21 protein-coding genes are annotated in these 25,301 nt (G+C 67.7%); 15 read left to right on the top strand and 6 right to left on the bottom strand.

The window, feature by feature from the left end; translation table 11 throughout:
* Window positions 1-40: 40 nt before the first annotated feature.
* From ACFXNW_RS07865 to nuoN, 12 genes are read left to right on the top strand one after another with little or no spacing between them, the layout of a single operon-like run.
* Entirely contained in the window at window positions 41-595 is a 555-nt protein-coding gene (locus ACFXNW_RS07865) for a NuoB/complex I 20 kDa subunit family protein (RefSeq protein WP_379416864.1), read from the top strand.
* A complete protein-coding gene (locus ACFXNW_RS07870; RefSeq protein ID WP_379416865.1) occupies window positions 592-1,284 on the top strand; it encodes an NADH-quinone oxidoreductase subunit C in 693 nt (230 codons plus the stop codon). The genes ACFXNW_RS07865 and ACFXNW_RS07870 overlap by 4 nt, the downstream gene beginning before the upstream one ends.
* Window positions 1,284-2,651: an NADH-quinone oxidoreductase subunit D gene (locus tag ACFXNW_RS07875; protein ID WP_379416867.1), complete on the top strand. Its 1,368-nt coding sequence runs from the start codon at window positions 1,284-1,286 to the stop codon at window positions 2,649-2,651. The genes ACFXNW_RS07870 and ACFXNW_RS07875 overlap by 1 nt, the downstream gene beginning before the upstream one ends.
* A complete protein-coding gene (gene nuoE / locus ACFXNW_RS07880) occupies window positions 2,648-3,367 on the top strand; it encodes an NADH-quinone oxidoreductase subunit NuoE (RefSeq protein WP_379416869.1) in 720 nt (239 codons plus the stop codon). Before ACFXNW_RS07875 ends, nuoE begins: the two co-directional genes overlap by 4 nt.
* Window positions 3,364-4,692, top strand: coding sequence for an NADH-quinone oxidoreductase subunit NuoF (nuoF, locus tag ACFXNW_RS07885; protein ID WP_379416870.1), 1,329 nt, complete (start codon window positions 3,364-3,366; stop codon window positions 4,690-4,692). Before nuoE ends, nuoF begins: the two co-directional genes overlap by 4 nt.
* Complete coding sequence (locus ACFXNW_RS07890; protein WP_379416872.1) at window positions 4,689-7,187, top strand: NADH-quinone oxidoreductase subunit G; 2,499 nt, start codon at window positions 4,689-4,691, stop codon at window positions 7,185-7,187. The genes nuoF and ACFXNW_RS07890 overlap by 4 nt, the downstream gene beginning before the upstream one ends.
* Window positions 7,180-9,051: an NADH-quinone oxidoreductase subunit NuoH gene (gene nuoH / locus ACFXNW_RS07895; RefSeq protein WP_379416874.1), complete on the top strand. Its 1,872-nt coding sequence runs from the start codon at window positions 7,180-7,182 to the stop codon at window positions 9,049-9,051. Before ACFXNW_RS07890 ends, nuoH begins: the two co-directional genes overlap by 8 nt.
* Window positions 9,048-9,917: an NADH-quinone oxidoreductase subunit J gene (locus tag ACFXNW_RS07900; protein WP_379416876.1), complete on the top strand. Its 870-nt coding sequence runs from the start codon at window positions 9,048-9,050 to the stop codon at window positions 9,915-9,917. Before nuoH ends, ACFXNW_RS07900 begins: the two co-directional genes overlap by 4 nt.
* Window positions 9,914-10,213: an NADH-quinone oxidoreductase subunit NuoK gene (gene nuoK, locus ACFXNW_RS07905; protein ID WP_036536861.1), complete on the top strand. Its 300-nt coding sequence runs from the start codon at window positions 9,914-9,916 to the stop codon at window positions 10,211-10,213. Before ACFXNW_RS07900 ends, nuoK begins: the two co-directional genes overlap by 4 nt.
* 13 nt (window positions 10,214-10,226) lie before the next feature.
* A complete protein-coding gene (gene nuoL, locus ACFXNW_RS07910) occupies window positions 10,227-12,101 on the top strand; it encodes an NADH-quinone oxidoreductase subunit L (RefSeq protein WP_379417345.1) in 1,875 nt (624 codons plus the stop codon).
* Window positions 12,098-13,720: an NADH-quinone oxidoreductase subunit M gene (locus ACFXNW_RS07915; RefSeq protein ID WP_379416878.1), complete on the top strand. Its 1,623-nt coding sequence runs from the start codon at window positions 12,098-12,100 to the stop codon at window positions 13,718-13,720. Before nuoL ends, ACFXNW_RS07915 begins: the two co-directional genes overlap by 4 nt.
* Window positions 13,717-15,333, top strand: coding sequence for an NADH-quinone oxidoreductase subunit NuoN (nuoN, locus tag ACFXNW_RS07920; RefSeq protein ID WP_379416879.1), 1,617 nt, complete (start codon window positions 13,717-13,719; stop codon window positions 15,331-15,333). The genes ACFXNW_RS07915 and nuoN overlap by 4 nt, the downstream gene beginning before the upstream one ends.
* Before the next feature lie 3 nt (window positions 15,334-15,336).
* On the opposite strand, the gene ACFXNW_RS07925 is transcribed toward nuoN, so the two are convergent.
* Together ACFXNW_RS07925 and ACFXNW_RS07930 are read right to left on the bottom strand one after the other, a co-directional pair.
* The gene (locus tag ACFXNW_RS07925) at window positions 15,337-17,016 is read right to left on the bottom strand and encodes a TlrC/CarA/OleB/SrmB family ABC-F type ribosomal protection protein (RefSeq protein WP_379416880.1); all 1,680 of its coding nucleotides are present in this window, start codon (window positions 17,014-17,016) and stop codon (window positions 15,337-15,339) included.
* Window positions 17,017-17,215: 199 nt separating this feature from the next.
* Window positions 17,216-18,241 (bottom strand): bile acid:sodium symporter family protein, encoded by a 1,026-nt coding sequence (locus ACFXNW_RS07930; RefSeq protein ID WP_379416881.1) that lies wholly within the window; start codon window positions 18,239-18,241, stop codon window positions 17,216-17,218.
* A gap of 87 nt (window positions 18,242-18,328) precedes the next feature.
* On the opposite strand from ACFXNW_RS07930, the gene ACFXNW_RS07935 reads away from it, so the two are divergent.
* Window positions 18,329-19,219, top strand: a complete 891-nt coding sequence (locus ACFXNW_RS07935; protein ID WP_379416882.1) for a LysR family transcriptional regulator — start codon at window positions 18,329-18,331, stop codon at window positions 19,217-19,219.
* Window positions 19,220-19,250: 31 nt separating this feature from the next.
* On the top strand, window positions 19,251-20,009 hold the full coding sequence (locus ACFXNW_RS07940; protein WP_379416883.1) for an SDR family NAD(P)-dependent oxidoreductase: 759 nt from the start codon (window positions 19,251-19,253) through the stop codon (window positions 20,007-20,009).
* Between the two features lie 8 nt (window positions 20,010-20,017).
* Here the strand turns inward: ACFXNW_RS07940 and ACFXNW_RS07945 are convergent, their stop codons facing one another.
* The 4 genes from ACFXNW_RS07945 to ACFXNW_RS07960 form a co-directional block, all read right to left on the bottom strand.
* On the bottom strand, window positions 20,018-21,811 hold the full coding sequence (locus ACFXNW_RS07945) for a DUF4153 domain-containing protein (protein ID WP_379416884.1): 1,794 nt from the start codon (window positions 21,809-21,811) through the stop codon (window positions 20,018-20,020).
* 452 nt (window positions 21,812-22,263) lie between these two features.
* The gene (locus ACFXNW_RS07950) at window positions 22,264-23,283 is read right to left on the bottom strand and encodes an ATP-binding protein (RefSeq protein ID WP_379417346.1); all 1,020 of its coding nucleotides are present in this window, start codon (window positions 23,281-23,283) and stop codon (window positions 22,264-22,266) included.
* Window positions 23,284-23,333: 50 nt separating this feature from the next.
* Entirely contained in the window at window positions 23,334-24,020 is a 687-nt protein-coding gene (locus ACFXNW_RS07955; protein ID WP_379416885.1) for a response regulator, read from the bottom strand.
* A gap of 86 nt (window positions 24,021-24,106) precedes the next feature.
* The gene (locus tag ACFXNW_RS07960) at window positions 24,107-24,382 is read right to left on the bottom strand and encodes a hypothetical protein (protein ID WP_379416886.1); all 276 of its coding nucleotides are present in this window, start codon (window positions 24,380-24,382) and stop codon (window positions 24,107-24,109) included.
* Window positions 24,383-24,541: 159 nt separating this feature from the next.
* Between ACFXNW_RS07960 and ACFXNW_RS07965 the strand changes: the two genes are divergently transcribed.
* Window positions 24,542-25,078 (top strand): hypothetical protein, encoded by a 537-nt coding sequence (locus ACFXNW_RS07965; protein ID WP_379416887.1) that lies wholly within the window; start codon window positions 24,542-24,544, stop codon window positions 25,076-25,078.
* Window positions 25,079-25,301: the final 223 nt, after the last annotated feature.

Consider the following 25,301-nt stretch of genomic DNA (forward strand, 5'->3'; position numbering starts at 1 on the left):
TCCCCGCACCGCCGGGGACGATCCAGGAGAAGCAGTCGATATGGGTCTCGAAGAAAAACTGCCCAGTGGTTTCGTGCTCAGCACCGTCGAGTCGATGGCGGGATACCTACGCAAAGGGTCGCTATGGCCCGCCACGTTCGGGCTGGCTTGCTGCGCCATCGAGATGATGGCCACCGGCGCCGGACGTTACGACCTCGCCCGGTTCGGAATGGAGGCCTTCCGCGCCTCACCACGCCAGGCGGATCTGATGATCGTCGCGGGCCGGGTGAGCCAGAAGATGGCGCCGGTGCTGCGGCAGGTCTACGACCAGATGACCGAGCCGAAATGGGTTCTCGCCATGGGGGTCTGCGCCTCCTCGGGCGGCATGTTCAACAACTACGCGATCGTCCAGGGCGTCGACCATGTCGTCCCGGTCGACATCTATCTCCCCGGCTGTCCGCCGCGGCCGGAGATGCTACTGGGCGCCATCATCGCCCTGCACGAGAAGATCCAGGAGATGCCGTTGGGCGTCAACCGCGCCGAGGCCATCCGCGCCGCCGAACAAGCCGCGCTCGCCGCCACCCCCACCATCCGGATGGAAGGGCTGCTGCGATGACGGCCGAGCAACCACGCAACGGCTCCGGTGACGAAGTGATCGGCGTCCGCCACGGCATGTTCGGTGCGGAAGGCAGCGGCGATACCTCTGGCTATGGCGGGCTGGTTCGCCAGGTCAGCCTGCCCGGCGGCACGCCCGCACCTTACGCCGGCTATTTCGACGCCATCGTCGAGGCGCTGCGCAGTGCACTCGCCACCGACGGCCACGACTTCGACGCCGTCATGGAGAAGGTCGTGGTGTTCCGCGATGAACTCACCCTGCACGTGCACCGCGCCGACCTGGTCGCCGTGGCCAGGGCTCTGCGAGATGATCCCGCACTGCGCTTCGAACTGTGCCTCGGCGTCAACGGTGTGCACTACCCCGACGATTCGGGGCGCGAACTCCACGCGGTGTATCACCTCATGTCGATTACCCACGGCAGGCGGCTGCGGGTCGAGGTCGCCGCGCCCGACGCCGACCCGCACATCCCCTCGCTCTACCCGGTGTATCCGACCACCGACTGGCACGAGCGCGAAACCTACGACTTCTTCGGCCTCCAGTTCGACGGGCATCCCTCGCTCACCCGCATCACGATGCCCGACGACTGGCGCGGACACCCCCAGCGCAAGGATTACCCGCTCGGCGGGATCCCGGTCGAATACAAGGGCGCGCGTATCCCGCCGCCCGATGAGCGGAGGGCCTACAGCTGATGAACAACACCGACACCCACACCGCCGACAGCCATACCGACGACCGCGACGACGACCGGCCCCTCGACACGCCTGGTCCTGAGGCCACCGTGGTCACCGTCGGTGGCCAGGACTGGGACGAGGTGGCCGAATCCCTGCGCGGCGCAGGCGAGGAACGCATCGTCGTCAATATGGGACCGCAGCATCCCTCCACCCACGGTGTGCTGCGACTCATCCTGGAGATCGAGGGCGAGACCGTCACCGAGGCCCGCTGCGGCATCGGCTACCTGCATACCGGGATCGAAAAGAACCTGGAGTTCCGCAACTGGACCCAGGGCGTCACCTTCGTCACCCGGATGGACTATCTCTCGCCGTTCTACAACGAGACCGCCTACTGCCTCGGTGTGGAAAGGCTGCTCGACATCACCGAGCAGATCCCCGAACGCGCCACTGTCATCCGGGTCATGCTCATGGAGCTCAACCGGATCTCCTCGCACATGGTGGCACTGGCCACCGGCGGGATGGAACTGGGCGCACTCACCCCGATGCTGTTCGGGTTCCGCGAACGTGAGCTGATTCTCGACGTCTTCGAGACCATCACCGGCCTGCGGATGAACCATGCCTACATCCGGCCGGGTGGGCTCGCACAGGACCTACCCGATGACGGCGTCACGAAGGTGCGTGAGCTACTCGCGCTGCTACCCGGACGGCTACGCGATATGGAGCATCTGCTCACTCAGAACCCGATCTGGAAGGCCCGCACCCAAGACATCGGCTATCTGGATCTCACCGGGTGCATGGCGCTCGGCATCACCGGACCGGTGTTGCGCGCCACCGGCTTGCCACACGACCTACGCAAGGCCACGCCCTACTGCGGCTACGAGAACTATGAGTTCGATATTCCGACCACGACCGGATGCGACTGCTATGGGCGCTATGTCATCCGCGTCGAGGAGATGAAGGAATCGCTCAAGATCGTCGAGCAGTGCCTGGACCGGCTGCGGCCCGGGCCAGTGATGGTGGACGACAAGAAGATCGCCTGGCCGGCCGATCTCGAGCTGGGCCCCGACGGGCTCGGCAATTCGCCCCGGCATATCGGCAAGATCATGGGCACCTCCATGGAGGGTCTCATCCACCATTTCAAGCTCGTCACCGAGGGCATCCGGGTCCCGGCCGGGCAGGTGTACTCCGCGGTCGAATCTCCGCGCGGCGAACTGGGTGTGCATATGGTCAGCGATGGCGGCACCCGGCCGTACCGGGTCCATTTCCGCGACCCGTCGTTCACGAATCTGCAAGCGGTGGCGGCGATGTGCGAGGGCGGCATGGTCGCCGATGTCATCGCTTCCGTTGCGAGTATCGACCCGGTGATGGGTGGTGTGGACCGTTGACCGAGATCCTGTTGCGCCTGACCACCAAACCCGAACCGTATCCCCCGCAGGTGCGTGAGCGCCTGGCCGGCGACGCCACGCAGATCATCGCCCGCTATCCGCAGCCCCGCTCGGCGCTGCTGCCATTGCTGCACCTGGTGCAGGCCGAGGAGGGCCACGTCTCGGGCACCGGTATCGAATTCTGCGCCGAACAACTGGGTTTGACGGCCGCGGAGGTCACCGCGGTGGCCACCTTCTACTCGATGTACCGGCGCACGCCGACCGGCGAATACCACGTGGGAGTCTGCACCAACACGCTGTGCGCGGTGATGGGTGGCGACGCCATCCTCGTCGCCTTGCGGGAACACCTAGGTATCGCGCACGGCGAGACCACCGACGACGGTGCCATCACCCTCGAACAGATCGAATGCAATGCCGCCTGCGATTTCGCGCCGGTCATCATGGTGAACTGGGAGTTCTTCGACAACCAGACTCCCGAATCGGCCCGTGCGCTGGTGGATTCGCTGCGATCGGGTGCGCAGGTCACCCCGACCCGCGGTGCGCCACTGTGCACCTTTCGTCAGACAGCACGCATCCTCGCCGGATTCCCGGATCAGCGCCCCGGCGCCCTGGACGGCATTCCCGGCCCCGCCTCGCTCGCCGGGCTGCACACCGCACGCGAGCACGGCATGGAAGCCCCTGCTGTGCAGGGGAATTCGGAGGGAGAGCCGCGATGACACTGACACCGGTCCTCACTCGCCACTGGGAAGATCCCCATTCCTGGACCCTCGACACCTACCGGCACCAGGACGGCTACCAAGCCCTGCGGATGGCGCTGCGCATGTCCCCCGATCAGGTCATCCAGACCGTGAAGGACGCCGGTCTCCGCGGACGCGGCGGCGCCGGATTCCCCACCGGCATGAAGTGGAGTTTCATCCCGCAGGGACCCGAACCCGACGGCACGATCAAGCCGCACTATCTCGTCGTCAACGCCGACGAGTCCGAACCGGGCACCTGCAAAGACATTCCGCTGATGCTCACCACGCCACACGCTTTGATCGAGGGCGTCATCATCGCCGCCTACGCCATCCGCGCCGGGCACGCCTTCATCTATGTACGTGGCGAGGTGGTGCCGGTGCTGCGCCGGTTGCAGGCCGCCGTCGCCGAGGCCTACGCAGCGGGACTGCTCGGCCGCGACATCCTGGGGTCGGGTTACGACCTGGAGTTGATCGTGCACGCCGGAGCCGGTGCCTACATCTGCGGCGAGGAGACCGCGCTGCTCGATTCGCTCGAGGGCAGGCGGGGCCAGCCGCGACTGCGACCGCCGTTTCCTGCAGTAGCGGGTCTGTATGCCTGCCCGACGGTCGTCAACAATGTGGAGTCCATCGCGAGTGTTCCACCGATCATCCGCAACGGCACCGCCTGGTTCCGGTCCATGGGCAGCGAGAAATCGCCCGGTTTCACGCTCTATTCGCTATCGGGTCATGTGACTCGCCCGGGCCAGTACGAGGCGCCGCTCGGTGTGACGCTGCGTGAGCTTCTCGGGTACGCCGGGGGTGTGCGCGCCGGCCACGAACTGAAGTTCTGGACGCCCGGCGGCTCCTCGACGCCACTGTTCACCGCCGAACATCTGGACGTACCGCTCGACTACGAGAATGTCGCCGCCGCCGGTTCGATGCTGGGCACGAAGGCGTTGCAGATTTTCGACGACACCACCTGCGTAGTGCGCGCGGTCCTGCGCTGGACCGAGTTCTACGCCCACGAATCCTGCGGTAAATGCACCCCGTGCCGCGAGGGCACCTATTGGCTGGTCCAGCTGCTCACCAGGTTGGAGGCGGGCCGGGGCACCGAGGCCGATCTGGACAAGTTGCTCGACATCTGCGACGGCATCAACGGCAAATCGTTCTGCGCGCTCGGCGACGGCGCGGCCAGCCCGATCGTGTCCTCGCTGACGTACTTCCGCGACGAATACGCCGAGCATCTGCGGCTGGGCGGCTGCCCGTTCGACCCGGCGCGCTGCACCGCCTGGGCCGACAGCGATACCCGAGAGGTGATCCGATGACCGCGACCGTGCGCACCGACACCAGCGGCGTGGTGCCCGCCGACCTGGTCAGCGTCACCATCGACGGCACCACCGTCAGCGTCCCCGCCGGGACACTGCTCATCCGGGCCGCCGAGCTGATCGGCATCCAGATCCCACGCTTCTGCGACCACCCGCTGCTCGAACCGGTCGGCGCGTGTCGCCAATGCCTGGTGGAGGTGGACGGGCAGCGCAAACCCGTCGCCTCGTGCACCATGGCCGTGGCCGATGGCATGGTCGCCCATACCCAGCTCAGCTCCCCCGCGGCGGAGAAGGCGCAGCGCGGGGTGATGGAGCTGCTGCTGATCAACCATCCGCTGGACTGCCCGGTCTGCGACAAGGGCGGTGAATGCCCGCTACAGAACCAGGCCATGTCCACCGGCTCGGCCGAATCCCGCTTCGACGGCGTCAAACGCACCTATCCCAAGCCGATTCCACTGTCGACGGCGGTATTGCTGGACCGGGAGCGGTGCGTGCTGTGCGCGCGATGCACCCGGTTCTCCCAGCAGGTCGCAGGCGATCCGTTCATCGAACTGCTCGATCGCGGCGCCCTCCAGCAAGTGGGTACCGCACAGGCCGAACCCCTCGACTCCTATTTCTCCGGCAACACGGTGCAGATCTGCCCGGTCGGCGCGCTCACCGGAACCAGCTACCGGTTCCGAGCTCGGCCGTTCGACCTGGTGTCGAGCCCGAATGTGTGCGAGCACTGCGCCTCCGGATGTGCACAGCGCACCGACCACCGCCGCGGCAAAGTGCTGCGCCGCTTGGCCGGCGACGATCCGCAGGTCAACGAGGAATGGAACTGCGACAAGGGCCGGTGGGCGTTCACCTACGCGACCGAGCCCGACCGGATCACCACTCCGCTGGTGCGTGGCGCGGACGGCGAGCTGGCTCCGGCGTCGTGGTCGCAGGCGCTGGCGGTCGCCGCGCGTGGCCTGGCCGCGGCGGGTTCGAAGACGGGCGTGCTGGTGGGTGGCCGGGTCACCCTCGAGGACGCCTACGCCTACACCAAGTTCGCGCGCAGGGTGCTCGGCACCAATGACATCGACTTCCGTGCGCGCGTCCATTCCGCGGAGGAAGCCGACTTCCTGGCGGCGCGGATCGCCGGACAGGGCTCGACCGTCGGCTACGACGATCTCGAGACCGCACCGGTCGTGCTGCTGGCGGGCTTCGAGCCCGAGGAAGAGTCGCCGATCGTCTACCTGCGGCTGCGCAAGGCCGCCCGCAAGCGTGGCCTGCCGATCTATTCGCTGGCCGCCTACGCTTCGCGTGGTGTCGAACGCATTTCGGCCACCCTGCTGCCGACCGTCCCCGGCGCCGAACCGCACTTCTTCGATGCGATCCGCATGGGCGGCACCGAATCGAGCGATACGACAGGTGCCAGCGTCGATTCGATTCGGCTCGTCGAACTCGGTCGGCTGCTGCGGCAACCGGGCGCGGTCATCATGGTGGGTGAGCGGCTGGCCGCCATCCCCGGCGCCCTCTCGGCCGCCGTGCGCCTGGCCGATGACACCGGAGCCGCGCTGGCCTGGGTGCCGCGCCGTGCGGGCGAACGCGGCGCCATAGAGGCGGGCGCTATGCCAGGGCTGCTGCCGGGCGGGCGCCCGATGTGCGACCCCGAGGCCCGGCGCCAGGTTCGGCAGGTTTGGGGTGGAGAGGAGCTGCCGGTCACGGTGGGTCGTGACACGGCCGGGATCCTCGACGCGGCAACCGAACTCGGTGGACTCGTCGTGGGCGGTGTCGATCTCGCCGATCTGCCGGACCCCAAGGCGGCACTCGCCGCGGTCCGCGCCGCGCCGTTCGTGGTGAGCCTGGAACTGCGGCACAGCGACGTCACCGAATGCGCCGACGTGGTGTTTCCAGTGGCGGCGTCCATGGAAAAGGGCGGGACTTTCCTCACCTGGGAGGGCAGGCCACGCCCGTTCGAAGCGGCACTCGGCGAATCCACGGTGCGCCGCACCGCCGCACCGCTGTCGGATCAGCGTGTACTGCACGCCCTTGCCGCCGAGATGCGAGCGCCGCTCGACCTGCCCGATGTCGCCGCCGCACGTCGCGAGCTGGCCGAGCTCGGTGCCTGGAACGGCTCGCCCACCCCGGCCCCCGCGCACCTGCCGCATCCGGTCACCCGCCCCGGTGCCGGTACCGCGGTGCTGGCCGGGTGGCGGATGCTGCTCGACGCCGGGCGGATGCAGGACGGCGAACCGAACCTCGCCGGAATCGCCCGACCGCCGGTGGTGCGACTCTCGGCCGCCACCGCGACCGAAATCGGTGCCGCGGACGGAGATCCGGTCTCGGTGTCGACCGAGCACGGCGCGCTCACCCTGCCGCTCGAGATCACCGAGATGCCCGACCGGGTGGTGTGGGTGCCGTTGCACGCACCGGGCTGCTCGGTGCACACCGAACTGGCGACCCATGCGGGCGGCGTCGTCCAGCTGCGGCGCGCCGGCCAGAGGATGGAGGGCCAACGCCATGAATGAGCTGTCCGATCTGGTGGTGCTCGCCCAAGCCGCGGAAGGACCCGCGGGCTTCGGCACCGATCCGCTATGGCTGGTGCTGGCGAAGTCGGTGGCGATCTTCGTATTTCTATTGCTCACACCGATGATCGCGGTACTGGCCGAACGAAAGATCGTGGCCCGCATGCAGATGCGCATCGGGCCCAACCGCACCGGGCCGTTCGGCAGCCTGCAGTCGATCGCCGACGGCGTCAAGATGGCGTTGAAAGAGGACATCGTCCCGGCCATCGTCGACAAGCCGATCTACATCCTGGCGCCGGTGCTCGCCGCTATCCCGGCGTTCATGGCGTTTGCGGTCATGCCGTTCGGGCCCGAGGTGTCGATCTTCGGTCACACCACGCCGCTGCAGCTGACCGATCTGCCGGTCGGGGTGCTCTACATCCTGGCCATCACCTCCATCGGTGTTTACGGCATCGTGCTCGCCGGTTGGGCTTCCGGATCGACGTATCCGCTGCTGGGTGGGCTGCGTTCGACCGCGCAGGTCATCTCCTACGAGATCGCGATGGCCCTGTGTTTCGCCGCGGTGTTCTTGCTCGGCGGGACCATGGCCACCTCCGGCATCGTCTCCGCCCAACAGGGCACCTGGTATGTGTTCCTGCTGCTGCCGTCGTTCCTGATCTACTGCGTGTCGATGGTCGGTGAGACCAACCGGGCGCCGTTCGATCTGCCGGAGGCCGAGGGTGAACTGGTCGGTGGCTTCCATACCGAATATTCCTCGCTGAAGTTCGCGATGTTCATGCTCGCCGAGTACATCAATATGGCGACGGTGTCCGCGCTGGCCACGACCCTGTTCCTCGGCGGCTGGGCGGCACCGTGGCCGTTGAACATGTGGTCGGGAGCGAATTCGGGCTGGTGGCCGCTGCTGTGGTTCACGCTCAAGGTCTGGGTGTTCCTATTCGTGTTCATCTGGCTGCGCGGCACCCTGCCACGGCTGCGCTACGACCAGTTCATGAATCTCGGCTGGAAGCTGCTGATCCCGGCGTCGCTGCTGTGGGTGATGGTGGTCGCCACCGCGCGCGTGCTCGAGCTCGAGGGCTATCACGTCCAGACCCCGATCCTCGTCATCGGTGGACTGCTGGTGTGCGCGCTGATGGTCTCGATGTTCCTGCGGGCCGGCCGCGCGCCGGGGGCGCCTGCCCCCGCCGAGGAGCCCGCACCGACCGCACCACCGGCGCAATCATCCAGCGGCACCGCGGTTTTCCTAGGGTTTCCGGTCCCACCGATACCGGAAGGGCAGGCGCACACGGTGCCGCAGGGCGGCCTGTTCGAGCCGCTGGCCGGTTTCGGGGTCACCGCGGCCACCATGTTCAAGAAGCCGAACACCGAGTTCTATCCGGAGCAGAAGGAGCCGACCGCGGCCCGCTATCACGGTCGTCATCAGCTCAATCGGTACGAGGATGGGTTGGAGAAGTGCATCGGCTGTGAGTTGTGCGCGTGGTCGTGCCCGGCAGACGCCATCTACGTCGAAGGCGCCGACAACACCGAGACCGAACGCTTCTCCCCCGGTGAACGGTACGGCCGCGTCTATCAGATCAATTACCTGCGCTGCATCGGCTGCGGGCTCTGCATCGAGGCCTGCCCGACTCGGGCGCTGACCATGACCAACGACTACGAGCTGACCGACGACAACCGGGCCGACCTGATCTACGAGAAAGACCAGCTGCTGGCCCCGCTCGAAGCGGGCATGACCGCACCGCCGCACGCGATGCGACCGGGCAGCACCGACACCGACTACTACCTCGGCACCATCACCGGCACCGAATCCGGCCGCTCCCCCGCGGCCGCGGGCACCGGCACCGGCACCGGCACGGAGGGAGGCACGCGATGACCGTCCTGACGCATCTGGCCACGGCGGCACCGCTGGCCGCCGAACCGATGACCCGGACCGGCACCGGTGAAGCGGTGCAGTTCTGGATCCTGGCGCCGCTTGCGGTGATCGGCGCGCTCGGGATGGTGTTCGCCGCCAAGGCCGTGCATTCGGCGATCTGCCTGGCCGCCACCATGATCACGCTGGCGATCTTCTATATCGCCCAGGACGCGCTGTTCCTCGGTGTCGTCCAGATCGTGGTCTACACCGGCGCGGTGATGATGCTGTTCCTGTTCGTGCTGATGCTCGTCGGCGTGGACTCGGCCGAATCCTTGCGGGAGACACTGCGCGGGCAACGCATCGCCGCGGCGGTGGTCGGTATCGGCTTCGGCCTGTTGTTCATCACCGGCATCTCGCACGGTATCCGCAACTCCGGTATCGCCTTCCCCGCCACCGGATTCCCCGGCCGCGATGTCATCGGCGAGTTGGCCGAACTGATCTTCATCCGCTATGTCTGGGCCTTCGAGCTGACCGGCGCGCTGCTCATCGCGGCCACCATCGGCGCCATGGTGCTGGCGCACAGGGAGAAGTTCGGGCCCCAGCTCGGTCAGCGGGAGATGTCACAGCGCCGGTTCCGCGATCCCGAACATGCCAGGCCGACACCGCTACCCACGCCGGGTGTGTATGCCAGGCACAACGCCGTCGACGTGCCTGCCCGGCTACCCGACGGGTCGTTCGAGGAGCTGTCGGTATCGACCATCCTGCGCCACCGCCGCACCCGGGCGCTGACCGAAGCCGCGGTTATCTCCGTCGGCACCACACCGGCCGAGCCCACCGAGCAGGCCGGCGGCGAGTCCCGCACCTCCGACGAGAAAGGGAGCCGGTGAATCCCGAGAACTACCTGTTCCTGTCCGCGCTGCTGTTCACCATCGGCGCCGCCGGTGTGCTGCTGCGCCGCAACGCCATTGTGGTGTTCATGTGTATCGAGCTGATGCTCAACGCGGTCAATCTGGCGTTCGTCACCTTCGCGAGGATGCACGCCAACCTCGACGGCCAGGTCTTCGCCTTCTTCACGATGGTGGTTGCCGCCGCCGAAGTGGTGGTCGGCCTTGCGATCATCATGACCATCTTCCGCGCCCGCCGCTCGACCTCGGTCGACGACGCCAACCTGCTGAAGTTCTGACGTGGACACCGCGATGCTGTGGCTGCTGCCCACCCTGCCCCTGGCCGGCGCCGTCCTCCTGCTGCTCACGGGCCGTCGCGCCGACGGCTGGGGTCATCTGCTCGGCTGTCTGACCGCGCTGGCATCGTTCGCGATCGCGATCGTCGCGTTCGTCCAGATGCTCGGTCGTGATAACGCCGCCCGCGCCATCGAACTGGAGCTGTACCACTGGGTTCCGGTCACCGGGCTGAATGTGGAGTTCGGGCTCCAACTCGACCAGCTGTCGATGTGTTTCGCGCTGCTGATCACCGGAGTCGGCTCGCTGATCCACATCTACTCGGTCGGCTATATGAGCCACGATCCGGCGCGCAGGCGCTTCTTCGCCTACCTCAACCTGTTCCTCGCCGCGATGCTCGTACTGGTGCTGGCGAACAACTTCCTCGTGCTCTATCTCGGGTGGGAAGGTGTCGGCCTGGCGTCGTATCTGCTGATCGGGTTCTGGCAGCACAAGCCGTCGGCGGCAACGGCGGCCAAGAAGGCGTTCGTGGTCAACAGGGTGGGCGATATGGGGTTGGCGCTGGCGATGTTCGTCATGTTCGCCACCTTCGGGTCGATCGGGTTCACCGAGGTTTTCGGTGCCGCGCCTGCCGCGAGCGAGGGCACGCTGACCGCGATCGGATTGCTGTTGCTGCTGGCTGCCTGCGGTAAGTCCGCGCAGGTACCGCTGCAGTCCTGGCTCGGTGACGCGATGGAGGGCCCGACCCCGGTGTCGGCGCTCATCCACGCCGCGACCATGGTCACCGCGGGCGTCTACCTCATCGCCCGCGCCAACCCGGTCTTCGATCTCGCACCGAATGCACAATTGGCCGTGGTGCTCGTCGGTGCGGTGACGCTGCTGTTCGGCGCGATCATCGGCTGCGCCAAGGACGACATCAAGAAGGCGCTCGCGGCCTCGACGATGAGCCAGATCGGTTACATGGTGCTTGCCGTCGGACTCGGTCCCGCGGGCTACGCGGTCGCCATCATGCATCTGCTGACCCATGGCTTCTTCAAGGCCGGACTGTTCCTCGGCGCGGGATCGGTCATGCACGCCATGGACGACGAAACCGATATGCGCCGCTACGGCGGACTACGCACCCTGCTGCCGATCACCTATGTGACCTTCGGACTGGGTTATCTCGCCATCATCGGGGTGCCGCCGTTCGCCGGATTCTTCTCCAAGGACCGCATCATCGAGGCCGCCTTCGCCGAAGGTGGTACCGCCGGACTGGCCCTCGGTACGGTCACCCTGCTCGGTGCCGGGCTCACCGCCTTCTACATGACGCGGGTCATGCTGATGACGTTCTTCGGCGAGCGGCGCTGGAAGCCGGACACGCACCCGCACGAAGCGCCCGCGGTGATGACCGGTCCGATGATCCTGCTCGCGGTCGGCTCGGTGGCCTCCGGTGCGCTGCTGGTGTGGGGTTCGGCGTTGCAGAATTGGCTCGAACCGGTCGTCGGCTCCCATCACGGCGAACCGGCGCTGCCGGTGCCAGTGATCACTGCGTTGGCGTTGCTCGTCGTCGCCGCAGGTGTCGGTGTCGCGTATCGGCAGTACGCGCGGCGTCCGATCCCGGAGACCGCGCCGGAGCAGGTGTCCGCGCTCACCGTCGCCGCCCGCAAGGACCTCTACGGTGACGCGATCAACGAGGCGGGGCTCATGCGGCCCGGACAGCATCTGACCCGCTCGCTGGTCTTCGTCGACAACCGCGGCATCGACGGACTGGTCAACAGCACCGCCGCGATCATCGGTGGCCTGTCCGCCCGAATCCGCCGGGTGCAAACCGGATTCGTGCGCTCCTACGCCCTGTCCATGTTCACCGGCGCGGCTCTGGTGGCCGCTGCCCTGCTGGCGGTGAGGATCTGGTGAGTGATTTTCCCTGGTTGACCACGCTGTGGCTGCTGCCCGTCGCGGGTGCGGTGATCGTGCTGGTGCTGCCCGCCACTCAGCGTGTGCTCGCTCGCTGGGTCGCGCTCGGATTCTCGGTGGCGGTGCTCGTAGTGGCGGTGCTGCTCGCGACCCGCTTCGAACCCGGCGGTGAGCAGTTCCAGTTCGTCGAATCACACAGCTGGATACCGGCGTTCGGCGCCGGCTACACGCTCGGCGTCGACGGTATCGCGCTCGTCCTTGTACTTCTGACGACCGCACTGGTCCCGCTGCTCATCGTGGCGGGCTGGCACGACGAACGCGAAGTCGGCAGCGGACGCCGGGTCGCCCACACCTACGTGGCGCTCACCCTGCTCGTCGAGGCCATGGTGCTGATGTCGTTCCTGGCCCTGGACATCCTGCTGTTCTACGTGTTCTTCGAGGCCATGCTCATCCCGATGTACTTCCTCATCGGTGGTTTCGGGCCACGCACCGATGACCCAGCCATGCGGGTGCGTCGTGCGCGTGCCGCGGTGAAGTTCCTGCTGTACAACCTGCTCGGCGGGCTCGTCATGCTGGCGGCGGTGATCGGGCTGTATGTGCTCACCGTCCAGCAGGGGCTCGGCGACGGAACGGCCGGAACCTTCGATTTCCGCACCGTGGTCTCCGCGGCCAATGCGGGCGAGCTGGGTGCCGATCCCGCATTGCTCAATGCGCTGTTCCTCGGGTTCATGTTCGCGTTCGCGGTAAAGGCGCCGCTGTGGCCGCTGCACACCTGGCTGCCCGATGCCGCGGTGGCGGCGACGCCGTCGAGTGCGGTGCTGATGATGGCGGTGGTCGACAAGGTCGGCACGTTCGGCATGCTGCGCTACGGCCTGCTGCTGTTCCCGGACGCCACACAGACCTACGCGCCGTTGATCGTCACCCTCGCGGTGATCGCGATCATCTACGGCGCGCTCGTCGCGATCGGCCAGACCGATGTGATGCGGCTGATCGCCTACACCTCGATCTCGCATTTCGGATTCATCATCCTCGGCATCTTCGCGCTGACCAGCCAAGCCCAGACCGGCGCCACGCTCTACATGGTCAATCACGGCATCTCCACCGCCGCGTTGTTCCTGATCGCCGGATTCCTGGTCTCGCGTCGCGGGACCAGGATGATCGCCGATTACGGCGGTGTGCAGAAGGTCGCGCCGGTGCTGGCGGGCACGTTCCTCATCGCGGGTCTGGCCACCCTGTCACTACCGGGGCTGGCGCCGTTCGTGAGTGAATTCCTGGTCCTGGTCGGGACTTTCAGCCGATACCAGGTCGCGGCAATCATCGCCACCGGCGCGCTCGTCCTGGCGGCGATCTACGTGCTGTGGATGTACCAGCGGATGATGACCGGCCCGGTGACCGAGGGCAACGAACGGATCCGTGATCTGGTGCCGCGCGAGTTGGCGGTGGTGGTGCCGCTGATCGCGGCCCTGATCTTCCTCGGGGTTTACCCGAAGCCGATCACCGACTTCATCGATCCCGCTGTCCATCAGACCCTCACCACAGTCGGCATCACCGACCCCGAACCGTCGGCCCCGGCCCAACCCGAGGCAGGCACCGCGACTACCGGAGGTGCGCACAAATGAGCGGTGACCTCGACGTCGGGACCGTCCTCGCGGCAACGGTGCCCGCACCGAGTATCGAATACGGCAAGCTCTCGCCGATGCTGATCGTGTTCGGCGCGGCAGTGATCGGCGTGCTGGTGGAGGCTTTCGTCCCCCGCCGCTACCGCTATCTCACGCAGATGACGCTGGGTCTGGCCGCCTTGGTCGCCGCGCTGGTGGCGGTGATCGTGCTGGCAGGCACGCAGACGACAGCGGCCGTCGGCGCCGTCGCCGTCGATGGCGTGACGCTGTTCCTGCAGGGCACGCTGCTGGTGGTGTCGATGCTCGGCCTGGTGTTCATCGGTCAGCGTGCGGCCGCGCCGCGCTCGGGACCCGGCACCTGGACGCGCGCCGCGGCCCGGCCGAGGTTCGAGCTCGAAGCCTTCACCCCGCAGGCCTCCGCGGTGCCGGGGAGCGCGGCCGAAAAGGCGGCCGCCGCTTCGGGTGTGGTGGCGACCGAGGTCTTCCCGTTGACCATGCTTGCGGTGGGCGGGCTGCTGCTGTTCCCGGCGTCGAACGACTTGCTGACGATGTTCGTTGCGCTCGAGGTGCTGTCGCTGCCGCTGTATCTGCTGTGTGGGCTGGCTCGCCGCAAGCGGCTGCTCTCGCAGGAGGCGGCGCTGAAGTACTTCCTGCTCGGCGCGTTCTCCTCGGCGTTCTTCCTCTACGGCGTCGCGCTGCTCTACGGCGCCACGGGAACCGTCCGGCTGGGTGGCATCGCCGACGCCCTCGCCGCCGACACCGGTGACGCCACCCTCGCGTTGCTGGGTGTGGCGATGTTGGCGGTCGGGTTGCTGTTCAAGATCGGCGCGGTGCCGTTCCAATCCTGGGTTCCCGATGTGTACCAGGGTGCGCCGACTCCGGTGACGGCATTCATGGCCGCGGCCACCAAGATCGCCGCGGTCGGAGCGCTGCTGCGGGTGCTGCAGGTCGGGGTGCCGGGGTTGGCCGAGGACTGGCGGCCGGTGCTCGGCGCGGTGGCCGTGGCGACCATGGTGGTGGGTGCGGTCATGGCGATCACCCAGACCGATGTCAAACGGATGCTGGCCTATTCGTCGGTCGCCCATGCGGGTTTCCTGCTGACCGCGCTGGTGGCGGCCAACGACGCCGGTGTGTCGGCGGTGCTGTTCTATCTGTTCACCTACGGTCTGAGCACGCTCGGCGCATTCGCCCTTGTGGGCCTGGTTCGCGAACCGTCCGGCGAGGAAGCCACCTCGCTGGACCGCTGGGCGGGCCTCGGGCGTCGATCCCCGTGGCTGGCTTCGGTGTTCGCGCTGCTGCTGCTTTCCTTCGCCGGTCTGCCGTTGACGAGCGGTTTCGTCGCCAAGTTCGCTGTCTTCCAAGCCGCAGCCGACGGAGACGCCGCCTATCTGGTGATCGTCGGTGTGCTCGCCAGCGCCGTCGCCGCATTCTTCTATATCCGGGTGATCGTGCTGATGTTCTTCACCGACCCACCCGCCGACGCGCCGGTGGTGACGGCGCCGGTGACGACCAACGCATTGATCGCCGTCACCGCCGCCGTCACGCTCGTCCTCGGCATCGTGCCCCAGCCGGTGCTGGATCTCGCCGAGAACGCCGCGAACTTCGCCCGGTAGCGATCACCGCGCCGCCAGCGACAGTGCCGGTTCCGCCGCCGAAGAGCCGACCTCGCTGCGGGACACCACCTGTCCCGCGGCGAGTTCCAGGTGTGTCCCCCGGAACCGAGATCGCATGCCACGGTCGTGGGTGACCACCACCAGCGCACCCGGGTAGCCATCCAGTGCTTCCTCCAACTCCTCCACCAGAGCGGGCGCAAGATGGTTGGTGGGTTCGTCGAGCAGCAACAGGTCGACCGGGTCGGCGATCAGCCGGGCCAGATCGAGGCGGCGGCGTTGGCCGTAGGACAGCTCGCCGATGCGCCGGGTGAGGTCCGCCGGACGGAACAGTCCGGTGCCGAGCAGCTCTGCTGCTGCGTCATCGGCGTGTATCGATCGCCGGGCCGCATAAGCGTGCAGGACCGTCGCTTCCACCGGCCACCGAGTGTGCTGCTGACGCAGCAATCCCACCGGCCCACGAACCCGCACAACACCGGTGGGTGCGTTCAGTTCGCCTGCGAGCAGCCTCAACAGGGTGGTCTTGCCCGCACCGTTGGGTCCGGTGATCAGCATCCGTTCGCCGTCGGCGATCGACAGCTGATCCACCTGGAGACGTTGCGGTACAGCGACATCGGTGAGCATTGCCACCGGACCGTCGGTATCGGTGACGCGGCCTAGCTGTGCGGTGAATCGCAGCGGATCCGGCGGTTCGGCCACCGGATTTTCGGTCAACCTGGCCATCCGCTCCTTGGCATTGCGGATCCGGGATCTGGCACCGTGGTCGCGGCCACGCGCCCGGAACGGACCCGCCGCGAATACCGCGAGCGGCAGCTTCCGCGGAATAGCGTCCAACCGAACGACATTCGATTCGGCGAGCGCCCGGCTTCGTGCCAGTTCCGTGCGCCATTGCAGGAAGTCGGCCTCCCACCGTCTGCGTTGAGCCGCTTTCGCCGCCAGATAACCCGCGTATCCGTCGCCGAAGCGTGCCACAGCGCCGGAATCGACCTCCACGATCGTTGTGGTGATCCGTTCCAGGAAAACCCGGTCGTGGGTCACCGCGACCACCGTGCCGCGATGGGCAAGCAGACGTCGCTCCAGCCACGCCACCGCGCGGTCGTCCAGATCGTTGGTCGGCTCGTCGAGCAGCAGCAGTTCCGGTGCGGCGGCCAGCGTCGCCGCCAGCGCCAACCGGGATCGTTCACCGCCGGACAAGGTGGCCAGTGTCCGGTCGCGGTCCAGGTCGGGAAGGCCGAGCCCGGCGAGGGCGATGTCGACGCGCCGGTCGGCGTCATAGCCGCCAAGCAGCTCGAATCGCTGGACGAGCTCGGCGTAGCGATCGAGCATGTCCTGAGTCGATTCCGGTGCGGCGAGCGCGATTTCGGCTGCACGCAGTTGCGCCTCGAGGGCGCGGATGTCGGCGAGCGCCGCGTCGATGGCGTCAATGACGGTCGCCGAATCCGGCAGTTCCAGTGTTTGTGGCAGGTAGCCGATCCCTCCTGGCATATGCACGGTGATGTCCCCGTTGTCGGGGGCCTCGCGCCCGGCGATCAACCGCAGCAGGGTCGATTTACCGGATCCGTTGTCGCCGACGATGCCAGCGATTTCGCCCGGCCGGATCGTCAGCGACGCCCGATCGAGCACCATCCGCTCGCTGTAGCGTTTCGTGATGTCGGTGAGGGTGAGTTGAGCAGCAGCAGTATGCAAGGTTGTCCTCCTGTCCGGCCGAAAGGCCGTGTTACCGGACCCACGCATCACCACACCGGAAGAAACCGAGGATGCGCGGGAGTCCGCAGACGGAGCCGGCTCGATATCCGAGCGGCTCGACGCGTGCGGAGCGGGTTTACAGGAAGATCAACAAAGTACCCATGAGGTCGCCTAACTTAGCGGCCGAATCCGATGAATGTCAATGGGAATTCTGGATGGCTGCTGCCGGAGCCGCGTCTGCCTGAGCGTTCTCATGCGCTTCGGCCTGCCGTCCCATCCGCTGTGCGATGACGGCACAAGCGATCAGCTGTAGTTGATGGAACAGCATGAGCGGCAACACCATCAGGCCCACATCGGTGCCGCCGAACAGCACCGCCGCCATGGGCAGACCGGAGGCGAGGCTCTTCTTCGATCCCGCGAACAGGATAACGATCCGGTCCTCGCGAGGGAACCCGAACAGCTTGCCCGCCCACGTCGTCGTGCCCGCCACCACGGCGAACAGTACCGCCGACACCGCAAGCAGCACGAGGATGTCGCCGACGCCGACCTTGCTCCAGATGTCCTCCCGCATACCCGCACTGAAGGCGGCATAGACGACGAGCAAGATGGACCCGCGATCGACCAGCTTCACCGGCTGCGCATGCCGGGTGAGCCACCCGCCTATCCAGGGGCGGGCGAGCTGCCCGAGCAGGAACGGCACCAACAACTGCGCCACGATCGCCACCGCGGCGCCGGCGTCGATATGGGCCTCCCCTGTGGTGTGCATCAGCGCCACCACCAGCAGCGGTGTCAGGAAGACGCCGAGCAGATTGGAAAACGACGCGCTGACGATCGCCCCGCCGACATTGCCGCGCGCGATGGAGGTGAATGCGATCGAGGACTGCACCGTCGAGGGCACCAAGCACAGGAACAGCACACCCGCGTAGAGCTCCTCCGACAGCACTCCGGGCACCAACACCCGCAAAGCCAGCCCGAGCAGGGGGAACACCACGAAGGTGGTCGCCAGAATCACCGTGTGCAGCCGCCAGTGCTTGACGCCCTGCCACGCCTGTGCAGGCGACAGGCGCGCGCCATAGATGAAGAACAATGCCGCGATGGCGGCCTTGGTGGCCCAGTCCAGGACGACCGCGCCCGTCCCCGAGGCCGGAACGACGGTCGCGACACCGACCATCGCGAAGATGGCGAGGACGAAGCCATCGATCGAGAACCTGCTCAGGAAACGCATTGGATGAACATTAGGCCGGAGCACATCATCGAGGAATACGATAGGTGCTATATCAGCTATCACGAATCGCGATAACGAGGTGTGGTCGTGTTCGATCCGGTGCTGCTGCGTAGTTTCGTGGCGGTGGAGCAGCATGGTGGTTTCACCGCTGCCGCACGTCAGCTGGGGCTGCGTCAGCCCACCGTCAGCGGGCACGTCGCCAAACTCGAGCGCGAACTCGGTCGTGAGCTGTTCCTGCGCGACACCCATTCGGTCACCCTCACCTCCGACGGCGCGGCCATGCTCGCGTTCGCCCGCGAGATCCTGGACGCGCAGAGCCGGGCGGCACAGTACTTCGGGGGTGAGACCGTCACCGGGCGCATCCGGTTCGGCGTCTCCGAAGACCTGGTCGCCGAGACCCTGCCGGAGATCCTGCGTGACTTCCGCCGCGACTATCCGCGCGTCGACCTGGACATGTCGGTCGGGCTCAGCGAAGAGGTGCACGCCAGGCTGCGGCGCAACCATCTCGACCTCGCGTTCGTCAAACGCAGACCCGGCGAACAGCACGGCAGGCTGGTTTACACCGATCGCCTGGTGTGGGTCGGGCCTGCCGGCGCGACCGCTCCCGCGCCCGGCGAGCCGATCCCGGTGGTCACCTACCTACCGCCGAGCCTGACCCGCGACGCCGCGCTCAGCACGCTCGACCGCGCCGGGCTGACCCATCGGATCGCCTGCACCACCAAAGGTCAGCTCGGCTTGCGCGCGGCGGTGCTTGCGGGGCTCGGATTCGCGGTGCACAGCGAGAGCCTGCTGCCCGCCGACCTCTACCCGGTGCACGGTCTGCCGAGTCCGGGGAGCACCGAGTTCGTGTTGATCAGCACCGCTCGCCGCGCCGCGTCCGCGCCCGAGCGGGCGCTCACTCGCGCCATCGTGGAGAACATCGATCGCCTGCGGTTTCCGCGCAGAGAAGCGGGCACGCCGTTCCGGCACCAGATTTGACGATGTAAAACATCGGTGTTTAGTTGTGTCGGTGGGTGTCGAGAAAGTGGCGGTGGTCACCGGCGCGACGTCGCGGATCGGTGCGGCGCTGTGCCGGCGACTGGTGACGGCCGGTGTCTGTGTGGTCGCCGCCGACGGCGACGCCGCCGGTCTGCGCGAGCTCTCGCGTGGCCTCGACGGCGCCAGCCGGTACACGCAGGTGGTCGACGTCGCCGACGACGACCGGGTCCGTCGCCTGCTCACCGGCACCGTTGCCGACCTCGGGCGGATCGACTATCTGTTCAACAACGCCGATGTCCGCGTCGACGGCCGGTTCGAGGAACTTTCTCCACAGCAGTGGCGCGATCTCGTCGACGTCAACATGTGGGGCGTCGTGCACGGTACCCGGCACGGATACGCCCTGATGCGGGCGCAGGGCTTCGGGCACATCGTCAATACCGCGTCGGTGGCCGGGATGGTGCCGACGGCCCGATCGGTGGCGTATGCAATGACACAGCATGCGGTGGTCGGGCTGACCACATCGTTGCGGGCCGAGGCGGCGGGCACCGGGGTCCGGATCAGTGTCGCGGTCCCCGGTGCGACGCCGTCAGGATCGACCGGAGCCGCGGCACTGATACGCAAGCCCATCGACGTGATCAGCCCCGACCGGGCGGCGTGCGCCATCATGCGCGGTATGCGCCGCAATCAGCAGTACATCATCGTTCCGCGCTACAGCCGCGCCATGATCGCCGCCTACCGCTGGTTCCCGAATCTGCTCGGCGGTGTGCTCGCGCCACCGGAACGCGGCTGAGCCCACCGTCATCGGGCGGCCGAACGCGATAGGTTCCAGCTGCGCCAGGTGTCGGCGGGCACGCGGTCTCGGAGGGGGTCCGCGATGGTGGCTCGCAGACCCGCAGGCAGCCGGTCGGTGGCGGGCAGGATGTCGGTGGACAGCCCGCTCAGGTACTCGGCGTCGAGTTCGTGCCCGGCCTGCCAGCGGTCGATGTTCTTGTCCGCGACAAGGCGTTCCGGATCGAGGACCGCCAGCGCGAGCAGCGTCACCATGGCGGTGCCCACGGCGGCGCGGCCGAGGCGCCGGTACCGCAGCCGCAGCACCGCGACCAGGACCAGCAGATAGACCGATCCGATCCACAGCTCGCAGGTCAGCACCAGTACCCGCAGCACAGTGAACCCGTAGGCCTGCTGGTAGGTCCACATCCGGTTGATCGCCGAGGCCACGATGATCAGCGACAGCACCGCGACCGCTGACAGCGAGATCCGCAGCCACAGTCGATCCGGCGCCGAATCCCGTGCAGCCCAGCGCAGTACGATCGCGATCACCGCGAGGGTGAGAATGGTGACCGTCGACAGCTGCCAGAAGCCGCTGCGCGCGTATTCGGCATAGGTGAGGCCCGCGGTGCGCTGGACGTAATCGTCACCGCCGAACAAGGCGACGAACTGCACGGTCACGAAGACCGCGAACAGCGCCGTCAGTGCGGCCACCGGTAGCGCCCATTCGGTACGACGCAGACGCCGGCCGGCGTCGGGTGCGTCGGAGTCGGCCCGGCGAGGCGGTCCGGCGATCACGTACAGCGCGCCGACGGTGCCGAGCCCGGCAATGACGAACATCAGGATCCATTGCGAAACAGCCGCGGAATCGATGGTCGGTACGAGGTTTTCGACCAATCGAGCGAATGTCGCATCCGCACTGCCGAGCAGCGGAACGAACACCGCGAGCAACAACACCGTCGCCACCACCGACCCGGCCAGCCGCACCCCACGCGCCCGTGCCGGACCTTGCACGCGCCGTGCACCCGCATAGACCCACGGCAGACTCCGCACCGCCTCCACCGGGACTGCGAAAAGGTCGTACCGCAACCCGAACACCGACCGCGGCCCCACCGCCGCCAGCGACCCCGCGGCCGCTGCCGCCAAGACACACAGCACGAACAACCATCCGGCGGCTCGGAAAGAACCCACCGACAGCAGCGCCAACGCCAGCACCGTCCACCAGATACGACCACTCCCCCAGCTGCGGAGGGCTGACGCCGCCGCGGAAGGCGACCCGTCCGAGGCCGTTTCGTCGGTCGATCCGGCTCTACTGTCGCCGTTGCTCTGGATGCGAGCCTCAACTGTTGTCTCGGCCTTGGCATTCACGTCGGCCGACGACGCATCCGGCGCAGACTCGGCTGACGCACCCGCCACACGCTCGTCCGATGGGCCCGGCGCAGACTCGGCCGACGCGCGCGATGCCGTACCGGGCGTCGCCGAGCCCACATCGGATGTGCGACTCGGGTCACTGGAAAGGGCCGGACTCGCCGCGGGCGCGGTCGACCCGGATGCGGCACCATCGGGCGATGCGGGGGTCTCAGCAAGACGTGCAGCGGCATCGCTCTTCACGCGAGAAGAACTGTCGATCGGCGTCCGCTGCGAGCGCCGAAGGACGGTCACGATCGCCGCTACGACGACACCGGCGGCGAGTAGCCAGCCGATGCCGGGGCGGTCGGTGGGGATCAGGACGGCGGCGGCCAGACCCGAGATGGCCGCTGCGGGAAGCAAACCCCCAGGCTGGGCGACCCTGCGCCACTTCGGTGGTGGTGCCGGCGCGGCCATCGGCGGCATGGGAGTTGTCGGCGGCCGGTAGTTCGGTGGTTGTGCGATCAGGGCACCTGCCGGTGGTAGCGGAAGGTGGGCCTGTGTGCCGGGTTCGGCCCCCACCGACGTGGGGCCTGCGCCGCCGGTGGGAGAAGACGTGGCACTCGCCGACTCACCGGCCGCCTGGCCCGCGACGGCGGCCCCAGCCGCAAGCTCCGACTTCACCGTCACAGGGCTGCCCACCACTGCGGAGCTTTCGGCCGCCGTCGCCTTCTCGTTCGAAACAGCCGACGCACGAACCGAGCCATCGGAGGCGGGGCGCGAAACCGGATCTTCGGCGGCCCCGGATCGCTCCGGTACCGGTCGCGTCGAATCTGCCGAATCTGGTTCTGTGGGCATGGATGTCCCCTCCTATGGGTGTGCGGGATCGCCCCGGGGCCGGATCGGTCCTGGGTGTCGGTCGGTACGGGTCAGTGGCCGGGCAGAACCACTCGGATGCGGGAGCCCGGATCGGCGACGGCGATGGTGCCGCCGTGCAGGTCGACGACCCAGCGGGCGATGGCCAGCCCGAGGCCGGTGCCGCCGCCGTCGGTGCGGCCGCCGCGGGTGAAACGGTCGAAGATGTGGGCACGTTCGGCGGGCGGGATGCCGGGGCCGTCGTCGCCGACGTCGATGACGACGCGGTCCTGCTCGCCGCTGACCTCGATGCGCACCTCTCCACCGGCCGGGCCGTGCCTGGCGGCGTTGTCGAGCAGGTTGAGCAGCACTTGATGCAGGCGGGCGCGGTCGGCGAATACGGACACCGCACCGAGGCGCACGTCGGTGCTGAACCGCACACCGCGCCCGAGGGCGGCGGTCGTGACCTCCGCTTCGGCTACCACTTCGGTCAGCAGCGGCTCGATCGGGAAACGCTCGCGATCCAGCGGAACCGCGCCCGCTTCGATACTGGACAGATCCAGCAGTTCGGTGACGAGCAGGCCGAGCCGCTCGGTCTGGGCCAGTGCCGTGCGCAGCGTGCGCGGGTCGGGTTCTGAGACACCATCGACCAGGTTCTCCAGCAATGCGTTGAGGGCGGTGACGGGCGTGCGTAGTTCATGGGAGACGTTGGCGATCAGTTCGCGACGCTGCCGGTCGGCGGCGGCCAGATCGGCCGCCATCTGGTTGAACGCCTCGGCCAGCTCACCGACCTCGTCGCGCGAGCTCGCCCGCACGCGCTTGCTGTAATCGCCGTGGGCCATGCCTTTGGCGGCCGCGGTCATCTCCCGCAGCGGCCGGGTGATGCCGTGCGCCAGGAACTGCGAGGTGACCAGCGCGAGCGCGGTCGCGGCGAGGGTGGTGCGCGGCGGCAGCCAGCCGATCTGCCATCGGAAGTATCCGAACGCGACGCCCGCCGCGCCGAGCATGAGGATCGCGAGCTTGAGTTTGATCGAGCGCACCGGGTCCAGCGGACGCGGCAGAGCGTCGGACACCCAGGTGGTCACCTGCCGCATTCGTCCCGCGATGCCCACGGCGGCCTTTTCCGGTGCCTGCGATCGCGCACTCATCGCGCTTCCAGGGCGTAGCCGACACCGTGCACGGTGCGGATGAGGTCGGCGCCCAGCTTGCGCCGCAGCGCTTTGATATGGCTGTCGACTGCGCGACTGCCTGCCGCATCGGCCCAATCCCACACCTCTTCCAGCAGGCGTTCCCTGGCCAGCACCGCCCGTGGCCGACGCGCCAGCCGGGCCAGCAGGTCGAACTCGAGCGGCGTGAGCTGGGTTTCGATACCTGCGCGCCAGACCCGCCGTTCGTCCAGGTCGATGCGAAGATCACCGACCAGGAGGGTGGCGGCGCCGTCCTGATCGGCGGACCGCTCCGTCCGCCGCAGCAGTGCGTGCACGCGGGCGGTGAGAATGCGCATCGAGAACGGTTTGGTGAGGTAGTCGTCGGCCCCGACGCCGAGCCCGACCAGCTGATCGGTCTCCTCGGTCCGGGCGGTCAGCATCAGCACCGGCACCGATCGGGCGGCCTGGATGCGCCGGCACACTTCGAGGCCGTCGAAACCGGGCAGCATCACATCGAGCACGACCAGGTCGGGGCGACGAGCGTCGGCGGCGGCGACGGCGGCGGGACCGTCGTGCGCGAGCTCCACCTCGAACCCCTCCGCACGCAGCCGGGCCCCGACCGACTCGGCGATGGTGATCTCGTCATCGACCACCAGAATCCTGCGCGCCGCACTGTGCTCCATGCGGGGTTACATTAGCCAGCGGCTGTGGAGAGATCCGGGGCCAATTGTGGAGATTCGGTGAACGCTACGGCGAGATCACGATCGGTTCAGCCGATCAGGGAGTTCATCAGCGTGCCCGCGCTGGTGGCGACGACGCCGCCGAGCATGCCGCCGACGACCATCTTCGGCGAGGCCAGCGACCCGTTGTTCCACTTCTCCCAGGCGAACCGTCCACCCGCGACGGTGATGCCGAGGACTCCTGACAGCAGAACGAACCAGGTGAAATAGCGAACGAGTTCATCGATCTGCGCGGAGATCGGTGGCGCCTGTGGCGTGGGATCGCTCACCTGCGCGACGAACTCGTGAACTGCGTGAAGGACCATGATGCCCACTCCGATAACGAATTCTCGTCTGATAGTGAAGCAATTGATACCTGACAGCTATGCGACCGAAGTATCCAGTGTGTTCGGCCTCGGCGTCAAGACCTGATCGGGGCGCGCACCGGGCAGCGAGAGGGCTACGACCGGCCGTAGTATGAGCGGGTGGGTTCTTCCGGGTCGGCTGCCGCCTCCTTGCGGGGCGCGTTCGTCGGCTCCGCGTCCGGCGCGGTGAGCATCGCCGCCCACGCGCTCGGTGGCGGTGTGGTCACGCCGGGGTCGTCGTCGGTGCCGCTGTTGCTCGGCGCGTGTGCGCTCATCGGCGTGGTTGCCCGGGCGCTGCCCGTCCGGCCCGGTATCGCCCAGGTGATGCTGCTGCTGACTACCGGGCAGGCCATCGGCCATCTCGCCCTGACTGCTGGACCCGGCCACCACCACGGTTCGGGGTCCGCGGCGATCATGCTGGCCGCTCATCTGCTCGCCATTCCGGTCGGCGCCCTGCTGATCCACAGTGCCGAGCTGGCTGCGAACCGTGCGGTGTCGAGCGTTCATCGTGCGATGGTGGCGCTGCGTGCCGCGCTCACGGCCCCGCCGCCGTGGGCTCCGAGTTCCCTTGCCACCAGCGCGGATCCGCTGATTCCACCGCGGCCACTGCTCACCTCAGGTGCCTGGACCCGCGGACCACCGGCTGCGGCCTGGTAGCTCCTCAAAGTTTCGCCCAGTGCGCACCTCGGATGGACTCGCGCGTGGGCGGATTACCGGGCCCGGAGCCTCGCACTCCACAGCGCCGATGCCTCGTCGGTAAGCCGAGCAGCCTCGAGCTCTGCGGCGCCGACGCCGGCCAGCCCGTGGTCAGACGGCCGATCCGCGCGGCACCGAACGGCATCCGGCCGCGTCCACCGCGCCGCGGCCGATCCTGACGCGG

This window comes from Nocardia sp. NPDC059180 (assembly GCF_042754945.1).
GTDB lineage: Bacteria > Actinomycetota > Actinomycetes > Mycobacteriales > Mycobacteriaceae > Nocardia.